The sequence below is a fragment of the Nocardia sp. NPDC050712 genome (assembly GCF_040654295.1).
Taxonomy (GTDB): domain Bacteria; phylum Actinomycetota; class Actinomycetes; order Mycobacteriales; family Mycobacteriaceae; genus Nocardia.
Map to the genome: position 1 here is coordinate 231,465 of NZ_JBFAHT010000005.1, position 18,477 is coordinate 249,941.

18 protein-coding genes are annotated in these 18,477 nt (G+C 68.9%); 9 read left to right on the forward strand and 9 right to left on the reverse strand.

Features of this window, described 5'->3' with window-relative positions:
* Window positions 1-173: 173 nt before the first annotated feature.
* Window positions 174-800, reverse strand: coding sequence for a helix-turn-helix domain-containing protein (locus tag AB0H76_RS33710; protein WP_357331114.1), 627 nt, complete (start codon window positions 798-800; stop codon window positions 174-176).
* 78 nt (window positions 801-878) lie between these two features.
* On the opposite strand from AB0H76_RS33710, the gene AB0H76_RS33715 reads away from it, so the two are divergent.
* Complete coding sequence (locus AB0H76_RS33715; protein WP_357331115.1) at window positions 879-1,760, forward strand: alpha/beta fold hydrolase; 882 nt, start codon at window positions 879-881, stop codon at window positions 1,758-1,760.
* A 70-nt stretch (window positions 1,761-1,830) separates the two neighbouring features.
* Here the strand turns inward: AB0H76_RS33715 and erm are convergent, their stop codons facing one another.
* Entirely contained in the window at window positions 1,831-2,628 is a 798-nt protein-coding gene (gene erm, locus AB0H76_RS33720) for a 23S ribosomal RNA methyltransferase Erm (protein WP_357331116.1), read from the reverse strand.
* 399 nt (window positions 2,629-3,027) lie between these two features.
* Between erm and AB0H76_RS33725 the strand changes: the two genes are divergently transcribed.
* Both AB0H76_RS33725 and AB0H76_RS33730 read left to right on the forward strand, forming a co-directional pair.
* Window positions 3,028-3,603, forward strand: coding sequence for a hypothetical protein (locus AB0H76_RS33725; RefSeq protein ID WP_357331117.1), 576 nt, complete (start codon window positions 3,028-3,030; stop codon window positions 3,601-3,603).
* A gap of 99 nt (window positions 3,604-3,702) precedes the next feature.
* Window positions 3,703-4,212 carry an NADAR family protein gene (locus tag AB0H76_RS33730; RefSeq protein ID WP_357331118.1) on the forward strand — a complete coding sequence of 170 codons (510 nt, stop codon included), beginning with the start codon at window positions 3,703-3,705 and terminating at the stop codon, window positions 4,210-4,212.
* 69 nt (window positions 4,213-4,281) lie between these two features.
* On the opposite strand, the gene AB0H76_RS33735 is transcribed toward AB0H76_RS33730, so the two are convergent.
* Window positions 4,282-4,887, reverse strand: coding sequence for a tetratricopeptide repeat protein (locus AB0H76_RS33735; protein ID WP_357331119.1), 606 nt, complete (start codon window positions 4,885-4,887; stop codon window positions 4,282-4,284).
* 1,660 nt (window positions 4,888-6,547) lie between these two features.
* Between AB0H76_RS33735 and AB0H76_RS33740 the strand changes: the two genes are divergently transcribed.
* Window positions 6,548-6,895 carry a hypothetical protein gene (locus AB0H76_RS33740; RefSeq protein ID WP_357331120.1) on the forward strand — a complete coding sequence of 116 codons (348 nt, stop codon included), beginning with the start codon at window positions 6,548-6,550 and terminating at the stop codon, window positions 6,893-6,895.
* Between the two features lie 708 nt (window positions 6,896-7,603).
* Here AB0H76_RS33740 and AB0H76_RS33745 read toward each other — a convergent pair.
* Window positions 7,604-8,629 (reverse strand): hypothetical protein, encoded by a 1,026-nt coding sequence (locus AB0H76_RS33745; RefSeq protein ID WP_357331121.1) that lies wholly within the window; start codon window positions 8,627-8,629, stop codon window positions 7,604-7,606.
* 58 nt (window positions 8,630-8,687) lie between these two features.
* Here AB0H76_RS33745 and AB0H76_RS33750 point away from each other — a divergent pair, with 58 nt between their 5' ends.
* The 4 genes from AB0H76_RS33750 to AB0H76_RS33765 are packed head-to-tail and all read left to right on the forward strand — an operon-like array spanning window position 8,688 to window position 12,280.
* The gene (locus AB0H76_RS33750; protein WP_357331122.1) at window positions 8,688-9,119 is read left to right on the forward strand and encodes a MarR family transcriptional regulator; all 432 of its coding nucleotides are present in this window, start codon (window positions 8,688-8,690) and stop codon (window positions 9,117-9,119) included.
* Between the two features lie 32 nt (window positions 9,120-9,151).
* Window positions 9,152-10,231: a dihydrodipicolinate reductase gene (locus AB0H76_RS33755; RefSeq protein WP_357331123.1), complete on the forward strand. Its 1,080-nt coding sequence runs from the start codon at window positions 9,152-9,154 to the stop codon at window positions 10,229-10,231.
* Entirely contained in the window at window positions 10,228-10,707 is a 480-nt protein-coding gene (locus AB0H76_RS33760; protein WP_357331124.1) for a carboxymuconolactone decarboxylase family protein, read from the forward strand. Before AB0H76_RS33755 ends, AB0H76_RS33760 begins: the two co-directional genes overlap by 4 nt.
* Before the next feature lie 55 nt (window positions 10,708-10,762).
* Window positions 10,763-12,280: an FAD-dependent monooxygenase gene (locus AB0H76_RS33765; protein WP_357331125.1), complete on the forward strand. Its 1,518-nt coding sequence runs from the start codon at window positions 10,763-10,765 to the stop codon at window positions 12,278-12,280.
* Window positions 12,281-12,284: 4 nt separating this feature from the next.
* On the opposite strand, the gene AB0H76_RS33770 is transcribed toward AB0H76_RS33765, so the two are convergent.
* Together AB0H76_RS33770 and AB0H76_RS33775 are read right to left on the reverse strand one after the other, a co-directional pair.
* On the reverse strand, window positions 12,285-12,656 hold the full coding sequence (locus AB0H76_RS33770; RefSeq protein WP_357331126.1) for a hypothetical protein: 372 nt from the start codon (window positions 12,654-12,656) through the stop codon (window positions 12,285-12,287).
* A 39-nt stretch (window positions 12,657-12,695) separates the two neighbouring features.
* Window positions 12,696-14,231: an amino acid permease gene (locus tag AB0H76_RS33775; protein ID WP_357331127.1), complete on the reverse strand. Its 1,536-nt coding sequence runs from the start codon at window positions 14,229-14,231 to the stop codon at window positions 12,696-12,698.
* A 148-nt stretch (window positions 14,232-14,379) separates the two neighbouring features.
* Here AB0H76_RS33775 and AB0H76_RS33780 point away from each other — a divergent pair, with 148 nt between their 5' ends.
* The gene (locus AB0H76_RS33780; RefSeq protein WP_357331128.1) at window positions 14,380-15,750 is read left to right on the forward strand and encodes an FAD-dependent oxidoreductase; all 1,371 of its coding nucleotides are present in this window, start codon (window positions 14,380-14,382) and stop codon (window positions 15,748-15,750) included.
* Window position 15,751: 1 nt separating this feature from the next.
* Here the strand turns inward: AB0H76_RS33780 and AB0H76_RS33785 are convergent, their stop codons facing one another.
* The 3 genes from AB0H76_RS33785 to AB0H76_RS33795 form a co-directional block, all read right to left on the reverse strand.
* Window positions 15,752-16,144 carry an ankyrin repeat domain-containing protein gene (locus AB0H76_RS33785; RefSeq protein ID WP_357331129.1) on the reverse strand — a complete coding sequence of 131 codons (393 nt, stop codon included), beginning with the start codon at window positions 16,142-16,144 and terminating at the stop codon, window positions 15,752-15,754.
* 35 nt (window positions 16,145-16,179) lie between these two features.
* Window positions 16,180-17,184, reverse strand: coding sequence for a hypothetical protein (locus tag AB0H76_RS33790; protein WP_357331130.1), 1,005 nt, complete (start codon window positions 17,182-17,184; stop codon window positions 16,180-16,182).
* 81 nt (window positions 17,185-17,265) lie between these two features.
* Window positions 17,266-18,372: a glutamate--cysteine ligase gene (locus AB0H76_RS33795; RefSeq protein WP_357331131.1), complete on the reverse strand. Its 1,107-nt coding sequence runs from the start codon at window positions 18,370-18,372 to the stop codon at window positions 17,266-17,268.
* Between the last annotated feature and the right edge of the window lie 105 nt (window positions 18,373-18,477).

Genomic DNA, 18,477 nt, shown 5'->3' on the forward strand with positions numbered 1-18,477 from the left:
GAACCGCATGCAGCCAGCAATGCGCTCGCGAGTACACATCTCTTTCTGCGGCTTCACTCTTCCCGTTGCACTGGTGATGTCCTGGATAGCGCTGTGAGGTCATCAGACGCGAGGGAAGTCGCAGATAGCGCTGTGAAGTCGCCGCGTCGCAGGCGAGGCAGCCGGCTGTTTCGTCAGGCGGCGAAGACGGTGCGGACGACGGCCTCGTCACCCTCGATCTCGATCAGTCCGAGGGCGCGGGCATCGCTCAGGGTGAAGGCGCCGGCGGCGAGGCCGAGGATGTAGGCGGGTTCGGCGCGGAGGGTGGCGTCGAGGGCGCGGCCGTCCCGTGGGACTACTTGGAAGCCGGAACGGGTCGCGCGCAGTTGAAGGGGGGAGTCGCTGATCTCGAGACCGACGGTCGCCGCGGCGCGGATCGTGACCCGGGTGTCGAGCAGGGCGGGGACGGCGAGGGCGAGCCACTCGGGGCGGAAGGAATCTCCACCGGGGCCGCGGACCATCAGCGGGGTGGACCAGCGGATCAGGCTTTCGATCGGCTGACGTAGCTCGGCGCCCCAGGGGGTGAGGGCGTATTCGACCGCGCTGCCCGCGCCGGCTAGTCGGCGCTCGATCACGCCCGCGGCCTCGAGGTCCCGGAGCCGGTCGGCGAGCAGGTTGGTCGCGATGCCGGGGAGCCCGTCGATCAGGTCCCGGTAGCGGGCGGGGCCGATGAGGAGCTGGCGGACGATCAGCAGGTTCCAACGGTCGCCGACGACCTCTAGCGACCGGGCGAGCCCGCAGTACTGTCCGTAACTTCGCATCGCATCCTCTACTTGACTATCTAAAGTGAGATTGACAAACTCAAGCTTACGGCACGACCGAACCGAGAGGTGGCCGCCATGGCCGATACCACCGAGAGCGCGCGGCCCGCCTGGGTCGACGACGCCCTGTTCCCGTTCGAGAGCCATTTCATCGAAATCGACGGGCACACCGTGCATTACGTCGACGAAGGGTCGGGCCCCACCCTGCTACTCCTGCACGGCAACCCGACCTGGTCGTTCCTCTGGCGTGAGGTCATCAGCGCGCTGCGCGCCGACTATCGCTGCGTCGCCCTGGATTACCCGGGCTTCGGGCTCTCGACGTCCGCGCCCGGCTACCGCTACTTGCCCGCCGAACACGCGGACGTGGTCACCGGTTTCGTCGACACGCTCGGCCTCGACGGTGTCACTCTGGTCGGGCAGGATTGGGGCGGCCTGATCGGTTTGGCAGTCGCGCAGCGCCGCCCGGGCGCCTTCGATCGGCTGGTACTCGCCAACACCTGGGCTTGGCCGGTCAACGGCGTCCTCCACTTCGAAGCCTTCTCCCGCACCCTCGGCGGCACCCTGGGCCGCTTCCTGGTCCGGCGGTTCAACCTGCTCGTCAACACCTTCATCCCCACCGGCCACCGCAGGCGGAAGCCGACCGCGGTCGAGATGGCCCACTACCGCCAGGCGCTGGACACCCCCGCCCGCCGCAGCGCCTCCGCCGAATTCCCACGCCAGGTCCGCGCCAGCCGGGATTTCTTCGCCGAGGTCGAGGCCGGCCTCGCAGGTATCGCCGACCGGCCGACTCTGATCGTGTGGGGTGACGCCGACATCGCCTTCCGGCCGCAGGAGCGCGAACGGTTGGAAGCGACGTTCCCCAATCACAAGACGGTGATCGTCGAGGGCGCCGGCACCTACGTCGAGTCGGACGCACCCGAGGAGTTCGTCGCCGCGATCCGCGGCTGGGCAACGACTTAGCGGCGAGACGGCGCTGAACAGGGGCCCGTGGCCGCGGCAGGTTTGCGCTGCGGCCACGGGGGAGCGGCGTCTATCGGAGCGTGGTGAACACGTTCAGCCACTGGTCGGGTCGGACCAGGCCCACTGGCTGATCGAGTGGAATGCCCGCGCCTGCACAGGCTTTGCGCACGGCGCGGGAGGGGTGTGCCCGGCTCAGTGACGCGGCGAGGGAGCCGCCGACGCCGGAGAAGCCCAGTTCCACGAGGCGGCGGTAGTCGGGTAGCGCGCTGACCGGGAGTAGGAGGCGCGGGCGGATGTGCAGGATCGCGGCATCCACCTGCGGTACGGGACGGAATCGATTCCGGCTGACCCTCGGGCCCAGTTCCATTGCAGCAGTAGGCCAATGGGATATCGCAAGCTTGGTCCAGCGCCCGTAGCTCCCGGTGTGCTTGCGTGCGAACTCTTCCTGCACGAGCAGGGTGGCGGAGGTCAGCTGACGTGCGGACAGACACCAACGGACGATGTCCGTGGTGCTGCCGAACGGGATGTTGGCGACGACGGCGAACGGTTCGCACGGAGCGGCAATTGAGCGGAAGTCACTGTGGTAACAGTGAATTCGGCTGTCCTGGGCGTAGCGTCGACGCAGGCGCGCGGCATAGTGCCCGTCCAGCTCGTAGGCGAGAATCCGCCCGGCCGCGCCGAGCAACCGGCGGGTGAGCATGCCGTCGCCGGGCCCGATCTCGACGACGAGGTCGGCGGCACCGACGCCGGACTCGCGGACCAGCAGATCGGCGGTGCCGGTGTCGGCGAGAAAGTTCTGGGACAGGCGTTTGCGGGTGCTTCCGGTGTGGCTGCTGCGGGCACGCGGAAGCGAACGATGGCGGGACATGGGCGTCCTCCGGACGGAGTGGTCGAATCAGGAACCAGTGATTCGCCCGGACCCATGCCGGTGCACCGACGGAAGGTCGGTCAGGAATCCGATCAGCGCCGCACTATCGGCGGCGGCGGTTCAACGCGCGATCGGGAATTCACGGTGCGCCGGCCGAGCCCAGGCCACCGTGCGCAGTCGAAGGTAGAACGCGCCGACAGCGCACGCTCCATTCATGCCGGGACTACCCATGCCGGACAACATACCGAGCGACACCTGCCGGGCGAAAGCGGTTTTATCCCGGTGCGGTGGTAGTTGCGGTTTGGTGACGGTTCCCAATAGCTAATGAATAGCTAACTAGCATCGCGGGTAGGTCGGGTTTGTCCCGTGGAACAACCGATTCCGGTGGAGGACCCAAATATGCGTACCAGTCATAGAGCTCGCCTATCTGCCCTGACGCGGTGGCTCGCCCCCGCGGGTCTCGGGGCGGCGCTGGTTTTCACCCCGCTGGCGATACCCGTCGCGCATGCCGACGCCGATTACGGCGGCGGCTGCGTTCTCTACGAGGGTAATCGCGCGGCAACGGTGGATTCCCTGCGTTTCCGCTGCAACCCCGCGCAACAGGACGCCATCTTCCGCGACGCCTCCCCGGGCGCGGTACCGATGGGCGTGAAGAACGGCTGGGTGATCCGGCCGATCGACATGCAGGCGTGGACACCCGCGCTGTGGATCGGCAAAACCTTCTACACCGGCCCCGACGGCGGTTACGTGCTGAACCGGATCACCGGCGCCGGCATCGAGGGCTATCCCGCCGACGTGTTCCGCGGCCCCGCCCTGCTCGACGGCGGCCCGTCCTGGGTGCTGGACTACCGTCCCTCACCGAGTCCGCAACTCTATGACGAGATCCGGGAGATCACCCCGGGCGTCTGGTTCGGATACTCCTGGTCGCGCGATCCCGGCGGCCCGGCCCAGCTGCTCAGCTTCGCCCTCGCCTGACCTAACTCGCTTGACCTGTCCCCGACCTGCGGCAGACTGACCCGTGTGAGCATGCGTTCGGCCGAAGAGTTGGCTACATTCCTCCAGCGCGGAGGACGGGTGAAATATCTGAAGTTCTGGGGTCACCAGCCGCAGCGCGAAGGCAGCATCGGGTCCGCGGCGCTGAGCCAGTGGTGGCCCGCGGAGTTCACGGTCGAAGGCGAGACCTTCCGCAGCGCCGAGCACTACATGATGTGGGGCAAGGCGATGCTGTTCGGCGACACCGAAACCGCCCAGCGAATCCTGGCGGCCGGGCATCCCAAGCAAGCCAAGGATCTCGGCCGCCAGGTTTGTGCGTTCGACGAGAACGCCTGGAATGCCGCGCGATTCGACATCGTGGTGGCCGGGAACGTGGCGAAGTTCGGGCAGCACCCCGACCTCGCGGACTATCTCCTGCGCACCGGTGACCGGGTCCTGGTCGAAGCCAGCCCGGTAGACCGCGTCTGGGGAATCGGCCTGGCCGCCGACGACCCCCGCGCCGAAGATCCTTCCCGCTGGCGTGGCCTGAACCTGCTCGGGTTCGCGCTCATGGCGGCGCGTGCTGATCTACGCGCTCAGGTGATCGACTGATCGGTTAGCGAGCGTCCGCGTCTGCTCGCATCGAGTGGTCGGCATTCGGTTGCCGGCCTTCCCGCTCGCTCAGACCGACTGGTCGACCCGCGCAAGCTCCTCTTCCGCGTCCGCGCGCCAGATTCGCGCTTCGGCGTGATTCCCCTGGCGGTCGAGTAGGCCCGCGAGTCCGGCCATCGCGCGGGGCTCGCGGAGGTCGGCGGCGGCGCGCCACCAGCGTTCGGCGTCACCGGCGTCGCCGCGGCGGAATCGAACCACGCCGAGGTCGTAGGCGGCGCCGACGTGCCCGGCTTCGGCGGCCTGGGTCCACAGCCCGCAGGCCTCGTCTTCCTCGCCGCGGTTGTACATGCCTACGCCGAGCTCGTAGAGCGCGCCGCGGTAGCCAGGATCGGGGTCTCGCGCGGCACCTGCCTGCCAGCCGGTGGGGCCCGGGCGCTGGCCGGGTTCCCATTCGGGGGGGACGACGGCCGGATCCATGGGGTCGTAGGTCGGTGCGGTCAGCCAGTCGCCGCCGGGACTGGGCGCAGGTTCTGCGACTTTGCTGGGGCTGAACCAATCCCGCTGCCCGCCACTCGCCGTGTGCGCGGAGATAACCTGCTGCGCGACCTGCACCTGCCAGGGAAACTCGGTGGCCGAGAGCACCGGCGGACTGTCGTCACCGTTCAACGAATCCACCGGGCGCTCGTTTCCGAACCAATCCCGTTTGGTCGCAACGGGAGCGGCTGCGCTCGCAGTTTCCGGTGCATCTAGTGGAACATGCGCATTCCCCGGAGTTACTGCCTCTGCTGATGCGTGCGCGGGGGCGTGCATCGGCGCCCGGACGTGCATCGGAGTCGGCGTGTTCGCAGAGTCCGATGTGCTTGCTGGCGCTGGTGTGTGAGCTGAGGCCGATGTGTGAGCTGAGGCCGATGTGTGAGCTGAGGCCGATGTGTGAGCCGGGGCCGATGTGTGAGCCGGGGCTGGCGCGTGAGCTGGGGCCTGTGCATCAGCAGGGGCCGGCGCATTAGCCGGCGGCGATGCGTGAGCTGGGGCCGACGCGTGGGAGGGCCCGCTCATCGATGCCCGCCTGCTCAGCCGAGCCGGACCGGCTGGGTTCCCTGAGGCCGAGGAATCCAGCAGATCGGGTGTGCTCGATGGAGCCTGCGCGTCGACCGCTGCCCAATGGCTCATTGGCACCGGCGCGTTCTCGGGAACAACTGCGCCGAATGGATCCTGCGCGTTCCTCGAAGGAGGCGCACTTAGCGGAGCCCGTGCATCCAGGCGAGCCGGAATCCCCGAAGCCGAGGAGTCCGCCGGAGCGGGTGCGCTCATCCGAGCCCGCGTATTGCGTGGTGCCGGTTCGCTCATCGAGCCCCGTGCGTTCGAAGCCGGCGTGTCCCCGCGAGTTGGAACCGATGCGTCCTCCGAAGCGGCTGCGCCGAACGGATCCTGCGTGTTGATCGAGGCCGGCGCGCTCATCGGAGCCCGTCCGTTCAGCGGCGGCAGGCCGGTCGAGTTCCACGAGGAGGCTGGGTCCACCGGTGCAGGCGGACTCATCGGCGCCCGCATGCCCAGCGGATCCAGCGTGTTCGAGGAAGTCGATGCGCTCTCGGGGGCGGCTGCGCCGAAGGGAGTACGCGTGTTGGTCGCGGGGGGCGCGCTCATCGGAACTCGTGCGTTGAGCGGCGGTAGAGCTGGTGGGTTGCCCGAGGCCGATGGGTCCAGCGGTGCGGGTGCTCGCATCGGATCCAGCGCGTTCGCGGGAGTCGACGCGCTCGTGGGAGTGGCTGCGCCGAACGGAGACCGCGTGTTGGTCTCAGGAGGCGCGCTCATGGGAGACCGCGCTTTCAGCGGCGGTAGAGCTATGGGATTCCGCGAGGCCGCTGGGTCCATCGGTTCGGGTGCTCGCAGCGGATCCGGCGTGCCGATCGGTGCCGGTGTGCTCATCGGCGCCCGCCGGTGCAGCGGCTCCGGTGTGTTCGCGGGAGCCGAGGTGTCCGCCGGGTCCGGCCCGCTCATCGCGGCCCGCGCGTTCATCGGGGTCCGCGCACTCAATGGGGCTCGCCCGTTCGCGGCACCCGATGCGTCCGCTAGACCCGGCCCGCTCATCGGAGCCCGCGTACTCAGCGGCGCACTCAACGGGTCTAGTGCACTCGCCCGGGGCGCGGGCTCAGCGAACTGATCCGGCTCGAATCTCGACTGCCAATCCGCACCGAACCCGCTCTGCGTAGCGGCCGAGCCGTACCCACCGAACGGATCCGATTCCGCGGTTGGCGGCGGCAACCGTTTCTGGTGTGCGGCAGCGGGTCTCGCGGGTGGATCGGCGTACCAGGCTTGATCGTCGGAGAGGGCGGGGATGTCGGGCGGGGAGATGGCGGCGTACCACTCCGGCGAGCCGATCGCGGGTGCGACGGGCGCCGCCGCGGGTGCGGGCGCGACCGGTTCTGGTTCCGGGTCGGCGATGATCTGCCCGGCGGTCTCGAACCACTCCTGTGACACCGGGATCGGCGCGGCCGATTCCGCGACCTGCCCGGACTCGGACGCCACCGCGGCGTCCGGTTCGCCCGCGAACCAGCTGCGCGGTGCGGAGGTGGCCGTGGTGTCCACCCCGATGACCAGGTTGGCGAAATTGGGCGGCCCTTCACCGACGCTGCACCACAGCGCCATTCGCCCGTCGGTGGCGGCTTCGATCACGATGCCGTAGTTGCCGGTCCACGATTTCTGCGCGCCGGTCTCGTCGACCCAGACCGGTGTCAGCGTGAACATCGCCTGCGGGCCGGCGGGGGTGAGTTCGAAGGTGACCCCGCCGGAGAGCACGTCGCTCCAGACGTCGACGCCGCCGAGCTGGCGCCCTTCGATGCCGATGTATCCGTCGGTGACCGAGAGCCCGATGCCGTGCCCGCGTAGCCCGGTAGGGGGAGCGGCCGACACCGTGTACATGGTGAGCGTGATGGCGCTGGGCCCGAATCGCTCGGAGTACATGGGATAGACCAGGCTGCCGTGCCACCGGATGGGGTCGGCGGATTGGTATCGGGCGGCTAGCGGTAGTTGATCGGCCGAATTCTGGGCAGGCAGGTGCGAATACGGCTCATTCATCGGTAGCGCTCCGCCTTTCCGCGATGATCATCGCCATGTCTGCGCTGTGCGGCGCGCTACACCGTACTCGCTGCCGGACGACTCGCCGATGCCTATCGGCGAGTCGGGCATAGGTCGCGGAAAATAGACGTCTTCGCTTGTTCTGTAAAGGATTTCGGCTGCGATCCCGAACGGGAAAGTATCTGTAACCGACGGTTACAGATACTTCGGCTTCTCGAAAATTGGGGGAGTGGCCGAACGGCCGGGGCACCGGAAGAGGGTGCGCGATGCACTCACCCTACCCGGTGCCCGTGAAATACGCAGAACGAGGGGGTGCCTAAACCCCGACGGTCTCCTCGATTTCCTCCTCGACCGCAGCCGCCCGAGGTTCGGCAGGCGCGTCCTCGCGCTCGTGCCGCGCCGCGACGAACAGCAGTGCCAGCCCCGCGACCAGCCACAACGCCAGGCTCGCGAGCCGCCCGCCGAGCCCCGCACCACCGTCGAAGTAGAGCAGGCTGCGCGCGCCCTCGACGAAGCCCGCCCCGTTCCAGAACGAGTGCAGCGCACCGAAGAATCCGTTCTGCAACTCGGGCCGGTAGATGCCGCCGGAGGAGGTGAAGTTGAGCATCACGAACAACACCATCAGCACGAGGGTGGTCCAGCGCTTCAGGAAGGTGTGCAGCCCGATGCCGACGAGCACGATGCCCGCGGAATACAGCCACGACAGGCCCCAGATCGCCGCGTAGGAGTGGTCGACGACCCCGAACACCGGCCCGGCCACCACGACGCCGATGATGCTGACGATCAGCGAGGTGACCACGCCGATCAGGGCGCGCATTCGCATGCTCAGGCCCGCCCCGGCCGCGCCGATGGCCGCGACGCTGGCGTAGGAGCCCACGCTGAGCGCGACGAGCAGGAAGAAGATGCCCTGCCCGGTGGGGTCGCCGGGCGCGGTGGGGGCGATGTCGGTGACGGTCAGCGGCACGCCCTGCTGGCCGGAGACCTGTTTGAAGACCACCTCGACCGCCATCGCCGTGGTGTCCGAACTGCCCTTGGCGACAAGCAGTTCCGGATGCTGCGCGTCGGGGACGTAGGCGCCGGCCAGGCCGCGGTCGCGCAGTTGACTGATCGCGGCGTCGCGGTCGGGCAGGGTGACGACCTCGAGCCCGTCGCCGGCCTTGTCCTTCAGGGTCTGGGCCAGGACCATCTCCTGCGGCGCGGTGCCGACGACGGCGACCTGCAGGTGATGCGGTTCGGGCTGATGGAACGCGCCCAGGTAGGCCAGGGCCATGCCCAGGCACATGAGCAGCGGGGTGACTAGGTGCGCGGCCACATGCCGCAGCTGTGCTGCCGAGGTCTTCAACGGATCGACTCCCAATGGTTGGTAAATGCAACTATGCCATTGGTTGTATCATACAACTATGTCGAACGAGTTGCCTCGGGGGTCCGCGATCCTTTCCATTCAGCGCGAACTGACCGCGTTCGCCCGCCGCGCCCGCGGCCGGGCCGCCGAATTGCATCCGGAGCTGTCGCTGGTCGCGGCCAGCATCCTGGACCTGCTGATCGAGCGGGACGGGTGCCAGGCCAGCGAGATCGCCGAGCACTTCCTGCTCGACAAGTCGACGGTGAGCCGGCAGATCGCGGCCCTGGAGGCGCAGGGCTATCTGAGCCGGGAGGTGGATCCGGCCAACCGCCGGAATCTGCGCGTGCATCCGACCGCGGCGGGCCGGCGCATCGCGGGCGAGGCCGAGGCGGCCCGGCGCATTGCCTTCACCGCGCGCTTCCGGGACTGGTCGGACGACGATTTGACCCGCCTGGCCGAATACCTCACCCGCTATAACGCAATACCCTGACGAACCAACCAAGCACTTGCTACGCTTCGCCGATGATCCCCACTGTGGTATGGGGCACCGGCAACGTGGGCCGGGCGGCGATTCGCGCCGTCGAGGCTCACCCGGAGCTCGAACTTGCTGGTGTTTTGGTACACAATCCCGACAAAGTGGGCCGCGACGCGGGTTCGCTCGCCGGGCTCGACTACGAGTTGGGGGTCGCCGCCTCCGCCGATATCGAGGCGATCCTGGCTTCGCGTCCCGGCGCGGTCGTCTACGCGGCCTCGGGGGAGATCCGGCCCGAGGAGGCGCTGGCCGACATCGCGAAGGCCATTCGCACCGGCGCCGTGGTGGTCACGCCCGCGCTCTACCCGCTCTACGATCCGCGCAACGCCCCGGCCGAATTCCGGCAGCCCGTTCTCGACGCGATCGAGGCCGGCGGCGGTTCGCTGTTCGTCTCCGGCGTCGACCCGGGCTGGGGCAACGACGTGCTGCCGCTGCTGATCAGCGCCCTGGCCGGCACCGTGGACGTGGTCCGCTGCCAGGAGATCTTCGACTACACCACCTATGACCAGCCCGATTCGGTGCGCTGGATCATCGGCATGGGCCAGCCGCTGGAGTACGACCCGCCGATGCTCGCCCCGGGTGTGCCGACCATGGCCTGGGGCGGCCAGATCCGGATGCTGGCCCGCGGCCTGGGCGTCGAACTCGACGAGATCCGCGAGACCGTGGATCGCCGGGCCCTGGACGCGACCGTGACCACCGAGCTCATGGGTGAGTTCGAGGCCGGCACGCAGGGCGCGATCCGCTTCGAGGTGCAGGGCATCGTCGAGGGCGAACCGCGCATCGTGATCGAGCACGTCACCCGCATCCACCCCGACTGCGCCCGCGACTGGCCGCTGCCGCCCGACGGTGTCGGCGCGCACCGCGTGATCATCGAGGGCCGCCCGCGGATCGAGGTCAGCATCGAAGCCAGCGACGAGGGCGGCAACCGGTCGGCGGGCGGAAACGCCACGGCCGTAGGCCGATTGGTGAACGCGCTGCCGTGGCTGACCGCGGCCGAACCCGGCCTCTACGACGCACTGGACGTGCCGCTGACTCCAGCGGTCGGCAAACTCGGAAGGAAAAACCCGTGATCATCGATGTACCCGAGGGCAAAGACCCGATCGGCTATGTATGGGGCGAAATGGTGCCGGGCATCGGCCTGCCCGCCTCGGCCCTGGCGCTGTCGGTCTACGAGCACTCCACCCTCGGCCTGCGTGAATTCGAGGCCGCCCGGCTGCGGATCGCCCAGATCAACGGCTGCATCTTCTGCCTGGACTGGCGCACCGAGCGCGACGGGCAGAAGGTCGAGGAGGCCTTCGCCGACGCCGTAACCGACTGGCGCACTACCGATCTGTTCGACGAGCGGACCCGCCTGGCCGCGGAATACGCCGAGCGCTACGCCAGCGACCACCACAACCTCGACGACGAGTTCTGGAAGCGGATGTTCGGCCAGTACAGCCAGGCCGAGGTGGTCGAGCTGTCCATGAGCATCGGTTCCTGGCTCGCCTTCGGCCGCCTCAACCACGTGCTCGGCCTGGACGCCGCCTGCGTGCTGCCGGGGCACTGAGGCACGCAAGCGCCGTGTAAGCCCGGCGCAATCGCGCGGCGGCACAGTCGGTCTCATGAACGAGACATTCGATGTGGTGGTCGTCGGCGCCGGGCCGGTCGGGTTGATGCTGGCCTGCGAGCTGGCCCTCGGCGGGGCGCAGGTCCTGGTCGTGGAGCGGCTGACGGAGATCGACCCGACCGTCAAGGCGGGCGCGATCAATGTGCCCACGGCGCAGGCTTTCTACCGGCGCGGTCTGCTGCCCGACCTGGTCGAGCAGCAGACCGCGTTGCTGTCCCGGATGGCCGGATTCGCGCGGCCCGGCGGGGGCGCGAATTCGCGGCCGCCGTTCGTGGGCCACTTCGCGGGCATCATGATCGACAGCACGCTGATCGATTTCGACGATCCCGCCTTCGCGAATCTCGGCCCGGCCGCCGACGCGTGGCTGGTGCCGCAGCAGGCGGTCGAGACCATCCTCGCCGCGCGTGCCGCCGAACTCGGCGTCACGGTGTGGCGCGGTGTCGAGCTGGCCGGGTTCGACGACGACGGCGACGGTGTCGATATCCGATTGGGCGACAACACCATTCGCGCGCACTGGCTGGTCGGCTGTGACGGCGGCCGCAGCACCGTGCGCAAACAGGCCGGATTCGATTTCCCGGGCCTGGATCCCGAGATCACCGGCTATCAAGCGGTGGTGGAGATGACCGGAGCCGAGGAGTTGCGCTCCGGCTGGAACGCCACCGGCACCGGCATCTACGTCCACGGCCCGATGCCGGGCCGGATCGGGGTCATGGTCCCCGACGGCCCGCACGCCGACCGCACCGCGCCGATCACCGCCGCCGAGTTGCAGGAGAAACTGCGCTACGTCTCCGGCGTGCCGGTGGTGATCACCGCCGTGCACACCGCGACGCGCTACACCGACAACACCCGGCAGGTGCCCGACTATCGCAGCGGCCGGATCCTGCTGGCCGGTGACGCGGCGCACGTACATTCGCCCTACGGCGGGCAGGGCCTCAATCTCGGTGTCGGCGACGCGGTGAACCTCGGCTGGAAGCTGGCCGGCGTGGTGACCGGTCGCCTGCCCGAGGCAGTCCTCGATACCTACACCGCCGAGCGGCATCCGATCGGCGCCTGGGTACTGGAGTGGACCCGCGCCCAGATCGGCGTCATGCGCACGGATCCGCGTAGCCGCGCGCTGCGCGGCGTCATGACCGAGTTGCTGGCCACTCGGGACGGCGCCACCACGATCTTCAAGAAGATCGCCGGTGTCCTGCACCGCTACGACCTGGGGCCCGGCCCCGACCTCGTCGGCGCCGCCGCGCCCGATATCGAACTCACCGACGGCACCCGGCTCGGTGACCATCAGCGGACCGGCCGGGTCGTGCTGCTCGACCTGGCCGACGACCCCGCGCTGCGCGCGGTCGCCGAGCCCTGGGCCGGACCCGTTCGAGTCGTGACCGCGAAAGCGGTTGATCCGCAGCCGTTTACCGCGCTGCTGGTGCGCCCGGACGGCCACGTCGCCTGGGCGGCAGACGATTCCGGCACCGAGGGCCTGCCCGCCGCCCTGACCCGCTGGGCCGGTGACCGGCCCTGAGCGGCTACCGGTCCCGGTCGGCCGGTTCCAGCGTGTGCCGGCGCGCGTCGTAGATGGCATAGCCGAACCCGGCGAGCAAACCCTCGATCATCCGCCGCACCGCGGGCGCCGCGTAGTCCACCGCGGACCCGCGGGTCCGGCGGCGGCCCACCCGGTCGGAAGCGGTGACGCGCACCGCGTTCCCCGCGGCCTCCAGGCGGACCCGGGCATGGGAGCGGGAAGCGGGCAGCGCCCGGTTCCACGACTCCATCCCGGGGATCAGCGTCAATTGCAGATCCGCCTCGACCGGTTTTCCGGCCTGCGACCGGAAATACGCCATAACTTGATCAGGTGAGGACACGACCCCCGCGGGCACGATGATGTACTCGTAGCTCACCAATCCAACCTAACCGGTGCGGGCGAATTACGTTGCCGCTCACGCCTCTACCGGTGTTTCGGTCGGCGGTTCGGCGACCGTGCGCTTGGGCCCGGTGAACCAGCGGCGCGCCGAGGCGAACCACCAGATTCCGATGGCGCCGACCACCGCCACCAGCGTGATGGGCGCGTAATTGACCACCGTCCAGGTGAATTCGCTGTGCCACGGATAGCCGCGATCATCGAAGGGCAGAATGAACAGCACGCTGATCAGCCCGATCCAGATCAGGGCGACAATGCCGATCGGCCGATACCAGCCGCCGAGTTGCCAAGGGCCGGTCCGGAATCGGCTGCCGTGTAGTTGCCGCAGCAGAATCGGGATGCCGTAGGCGATATAGAGGCCGATGGTGGCCACCGAGGTGGCGGCGGCATAGGCGACGGGCGCGTTCTCCGCGGGCACCAGCATGGACGGAATCAGCAGGACGAACGCGAAGAAGGAAATGAACAGCACCGCGTTCACCGGCACCTTGCGGGCCGACAGTTTCGACCACAGCGCCGACCCGGGCACCGCGCCGTCGCGCGCGAACGCGAACAGCATGCGCGAGGCCGAGGTCACCGAGGCGTAGCCGCAGAACAGCTGCGCGACCGCCGCGATGATCAGCAACGTGCCGGACCAGAACGAATTCAGCGAATTCTCCAGGATGTAGATCACCGGGTAGCCGCTGTTCTTCTCCGGATCCAGCGCGTCGTCGAGATTCGGGATCGCGAAGGTCACCGCCATGATGAGCAGATAGCCCGCGACGGCGGAGACGATGATGGTGTTCACGATGCCCTTGGCCGCCATCCGGGCCGCGTCGTGGGTCTCCTCGCTCATGTGCGCCGAGGCGTCGTACCCGGTGAAGGTGTACTGCGCGTGCAGCAGGCCGAGCAGGAAGCTGAACGCGACGCCGCCGAAACCGACGGCGCTGTTGTCCACGGTCTCGGTGAAAACGAATCCGATGCTCTGATGGTTCTCCGCGCCGATCCCGAGCACCAGGACGAATACCGCGACACCGGCCACATGCCACCAGGCCGACACATTGTTGATGACCGCCGACAGGTGCGGGCCGATCGCGTTCAGGACCGCGTGCAGCACCAGGATGACGGCGAAGACGCAGAAGATCGCGGTGCGGTCGGTGCCGATCTCGATGCCGATCACATTCAGCACCGAGGTGGTGAAAATGGCCGCGCCGTAATCGATGGCGGCGGTCACCGCGATCTGGCCGATCAGATTGAACCAGCCGGTGAACCAGCCCCAGATCGGGCCGCCGAGTTCGGAGGCCCACCAATACAGGCCGCCGGAGGTCGGGTAGGCGGAGGCCAATTCGGCCATCGCCAGGCCGACCATCAGGACCATGATCGATACCAGCGGCCAGCCCCACGCCATGGTGATCGGGCCGCCGTTGGCCAGGCCGATACCGTAACTGGCCAGACCGCCGGTCAGAATGGAGACAATGGTGAAACTGATCGCGAAATTGGAGAATCCGGACCAGGATCGGGCCAATTCTTGTTTGTAGCCGAGTTCGGCGAGCCGGCGTTCGTCATCGGTAGTGCTCATAGATGCTCCCACAGCGAAAACACTGCCCTCACACAGCGTTTGCAGAAGATCAGTCTGCGGTAAACGCCGGTTTATCGCAGCGCAAGTGGCGAAACTCGCCGGATGCTGTGCGCACCGCCTGCCGCGGGCACGCCGTAGCGTGGTCGGCATGAGTGAGCGATTGGTGATCGTCGGCGCGGATGCCACCGGCATGTCCGCGGCCTCGCAGGCCCGCCGGCTGCGCACGGCGGACCAGCTGGAGATCGTGGTCTTCGAACGCGGCCGGTTCGCCTCCTACTCGGCCTGCGGTATTCCGTACTGGGTCTCCGGGGATGTGGCGGATCGGGACTCGCTCATCGCGCGCACGCCGGAGGAGCATCGTGAGCGCGACATCGATCTGCGGCTGCACACCGAGGTCACCGAGCTCGACGTCGACGGCCGCCGGGTGCGGGTGCGCGACGCCGACGGCGCCGAATCCTGGTGGGACTACGACAAACTCGTCCTGGCCACCGGCGCCCGCCCGATCCGGCCGGAGCTGCCCGGGATCGACGCCGAGGGCGTGCACGGCGTGCAAACCCTCGAGGACGGGCAAGCCCTGATCGAAAGCCTCGAGCAGATCGAGGGCAAGCAGGCGGTGGTGGTCGGCGCCGGGTACATCGGCGTGGAGATGGCCGAGGCGCTGATCAAGCGCGGCTACGACGTCACCATGATCAACCGGGCCGCGCAGCCGATGTCGACGCTGGACCCCGATATGGGTGAACTGATCCGGAAAGCCCTGTGCGGCTTGGATATCGAGATCGTCGGGGACGCGGAAGTCACCGAGATCCGCACGGGGGAGTCGGGGCGGGTGGCCGCGGTCGTCACCGCCGACAAGGAGTATCCGGCCGACGTGGTGGTGCTGGGCATCGGCGTGCAACCCGAAACCACCCTGGCCGCGGCCGCGGGCCTGCCGCTCGGCGACCACGGCGGCCTGCTGACCGACCTGTCGATGCGGGTGACCGGCCACGACGACATCTGGGCCGGCGGCGACTGCGTCGAGGTGCTGGACCTGGTGTCCGGCCGCCGGGTGCACATCGCGCTCGGCACGCACGCCAACAAGCACGGTCAGATCATCGGCACCAATATCGGCGGCGGCTACGCGACCTTCCCCGGCGTCGTCGGCACCGCCGTCAGCAAGGTGTGCGATCTCGAGGTCGCGCGAACCGGGTTGCGGGAGCACGACGCCCGGGCCGCGGGGCTGCAATTCGTCAGCGTCACGATCGTGTCCACCAGCCGGGCGGGCTACTACCCGGACGCCGCCGAGATGACCGTGAAAATGCTCGCCGAACGCCGCACCGGCCGGCTGCTCGGCACCCAGATCGTCGGCCGCGAGGGCGCGGCCAAGCGCGTCGACATCGCCGCCGTCGCGCTCACCGCCCGCATGACCGTCGAACAGATGACCGCCCTGGACCTCGGCTACGCCCCGCCGTTCTCCCCGGTGTGGGATCCGGTGCTGGTCGCCGCCCGCAAGGCGATGGCCGCCGTGGCGAAGGACCGCTGAGCTACTGCTCCTTGCTCAGCGTCTCCAGCAGTTCGGTCTGACCGAACATCTCCGCGGTGTCGCGGGCCGAGGGTGTGCCCGCGTCCAGGTCTGCGCCCGCCTCGAGCAGCAGGCCGATGATCTCCCGGTCGCCTTTGAACACCGCCCCCGACAGCGGTGTCTGGCCGCTGTCGTTGAGCCGGTTGGCGTCGGCGCCGCGCAGCAGCAGCACCGCGACGGCGTCGCGGTGACCGTGGTAGGCGGCGAGCATGAGGAGACCGTCGCCGCGATCGTTGGTGAGGTTGGCCGGCACGCCGGCGTCCAGGTAGGCGGCCAGGGTGTCGGCCTCGCCCTGGCGGGCCAGATCGAAGACCTTGCCCGCCAGTTCGATCACCTTGTCGTCGTCAGTGCTCATCCGGCTATTCCATCATGGGCGGGCGGCGGGCCAGGTCATTGCTCGCGGGAGGGTTCCACGCCGACGCAGTGCAGGGTGAAGCGGTGATAGGGGCTGTTGTTGCGGAAATACTCGCTACGGACCTGCGCGGGCGCTTCGAAGCCGAAGTCCCGCAGGAGCGTGACCGCCAGCCGCGCCGCCGTTTCCGCTGATTCGGGGCCGGGTGCGAGCTCGCGGGCCCAGGCGCCGTAGCCGTCGAGCGCGAGGCCATGGCCGGCCATCACCGCCTCCGGCTGCCCGTTCGCGGCGATCAGCATGATCAGCTCGTCGCGGCCTTGCGAGAGCTGCAGCCACCGGTTGTCGTTCTCGACCGGGTCGGCTGTGCGCAGCGTGATGACCGCGTTGTCGGAGAAGGGCGTCGCCGCGCCGTCACCGAGCACTCGCATCCCGAAGTGGATGTCGCGCAACGTCATGGTGAGCGCCTCGGCGAGTTCGTCCCAGCTGTGCACGAGCCGCCCGCCGAAGTAGCAGCCGAGCAGGCTCGGATGGTTGTTCTCGCCGATCCAGGTGTAGGGCACCTCGCCGAGCCCCTCGCCCCATTCCCAGCTGCGGTAATCCCAGCCCTCCCAGGCCTCGGTGGCGAAGACCCGCACCGTCAGGTCACCGGCGCGGTTCACCTCGAGCTGCTTGGTGGTGAATCTGCGCCGCCAGCGCACGAACGTGTCGCCGTTGCCGCCGTACAGGGACGGCTCACCCCACACCTCGGTCGCTACCGCGAGATAGTCCCGGAAGTCCTCCGGGGCGATGGCGGCCGCGCACAGATAGATCTGCATCATCTCCGAATCCCCGCCGTGCCGCCGATCCCAGTTCTCGGTGAGATACGCCCCGCGCACCACCCCGGGCACCGCCGCCGTCTCGCACCGGGGCAGCTGATCCCGCGACACCTCCCACCCGAGCGCCGTGCAGGCCGCCACCACGTCCGCATGCCGCCAAGCCCCGAAATCGGCGGTTCCCAAATCGGTGAGCAGCGCCCGCAATTCGTTCGGTCCCAACCCCGTCATGCGCAGCACGCTACGCGCGGGCACCGACAAGGAACCAGGGCCGACCGGCTGCCGAATTTCCGTCGCGGCGCGATCGTCCGGTCAGGCCCGGCAGCCGTCCAGGGTGGCGTTGGCGAGTTCGGTTACCACGTCTCCGACGTCACCGCGCTGGCGGAAGGCGGCGAGCTGGCGGCTGGCGCCGTTGCCGCGTTTGAGGACGGCGGCGACGGTGTCGATGACGAAAGGGTGGTCGCCGAGCTCCTCGAGCGCGGGGGCGACGTGGTCGACGAGCTCCATGAGCAGATCGCGGGCGGGCAGGATGCGGCCGTCGACCGGGTCGACCGCGTCGCCGTCCAGACCGGTCCGCGCGGCCTTCCAGTACGCCGCCAGCAGCACGTCGGCGGCGACCGGGGGCGCGGTTACGCCGCGCGCCAGCGACATTCGCGCCCGCAGCACGGTCGCGCGCACCAGTGTCGCCAGCAGCGCCGTCTCCTCGACGGTGAGGGGCACATCGCTGACCCGGATCTCCACGGTCGGCCATTGGATCGAGGGCCGGACGTCCCAGTAGACCATCTTCTCGTCGAGCATGATCCCGCTGGACAGCATCATCGCCACCCGTGCGTCGTAGTCGTCGCCGGAGCGGAAGTACGGTGGCGGCCCCGCGCTCGGCCAGCGCCGCCACAGGATGCTGCGCCAGCTGGCGTATCCGGTCTCCACGCCGCGGTAGATCGCCGAATTCGCGGTCAGCGCCAGGAACATCGGCAGCCAGGGCCGCAGGTAGTTGCTCACCTGGACGGCGGTTTCCCGGTCCGGCACCGCGACGTGCACGTGGCAGCCGCACAGGCCCTGCTCCTGGGCGAGCATGCCGAATCCCTCGGCGATGCGCTGATAGCGGGGTGTGTCGGTGACGGGAAACCGGCCGGGGACGGTCGGCGGCACCGCGACCGCGAGCAACCGCGTCCCGTTCTCCTCGGCGCAGGCGGCCACCTCGCGCCGCAGCCGGCCCAGTTGCGCGAGCAGTTCGGGGGTGCGGGTGTGCACATCGGTACTGGTCTCCACCTGGCAGCGGGTGAGCTCCAGCTGCAGGGCGATGCCCCACTCCTCGGCGGTGCGCGCGACGGCCTCGTTCTTCGCGGCGGGCGCGCCCGTCTGTGGATCGGCGAGCAGAAACTCCTCTTCGACCCCCACAGTCGACGAGACCGCGTCCATCCATCAAGATTACGCCGCACGCCACCGCCGGCGAGCGCGTTTGCCTGCGGCGCTACCCGCGCGTAACCGAATCCGATTCCTGCACAGGGCATTCTGGGGGGCGGC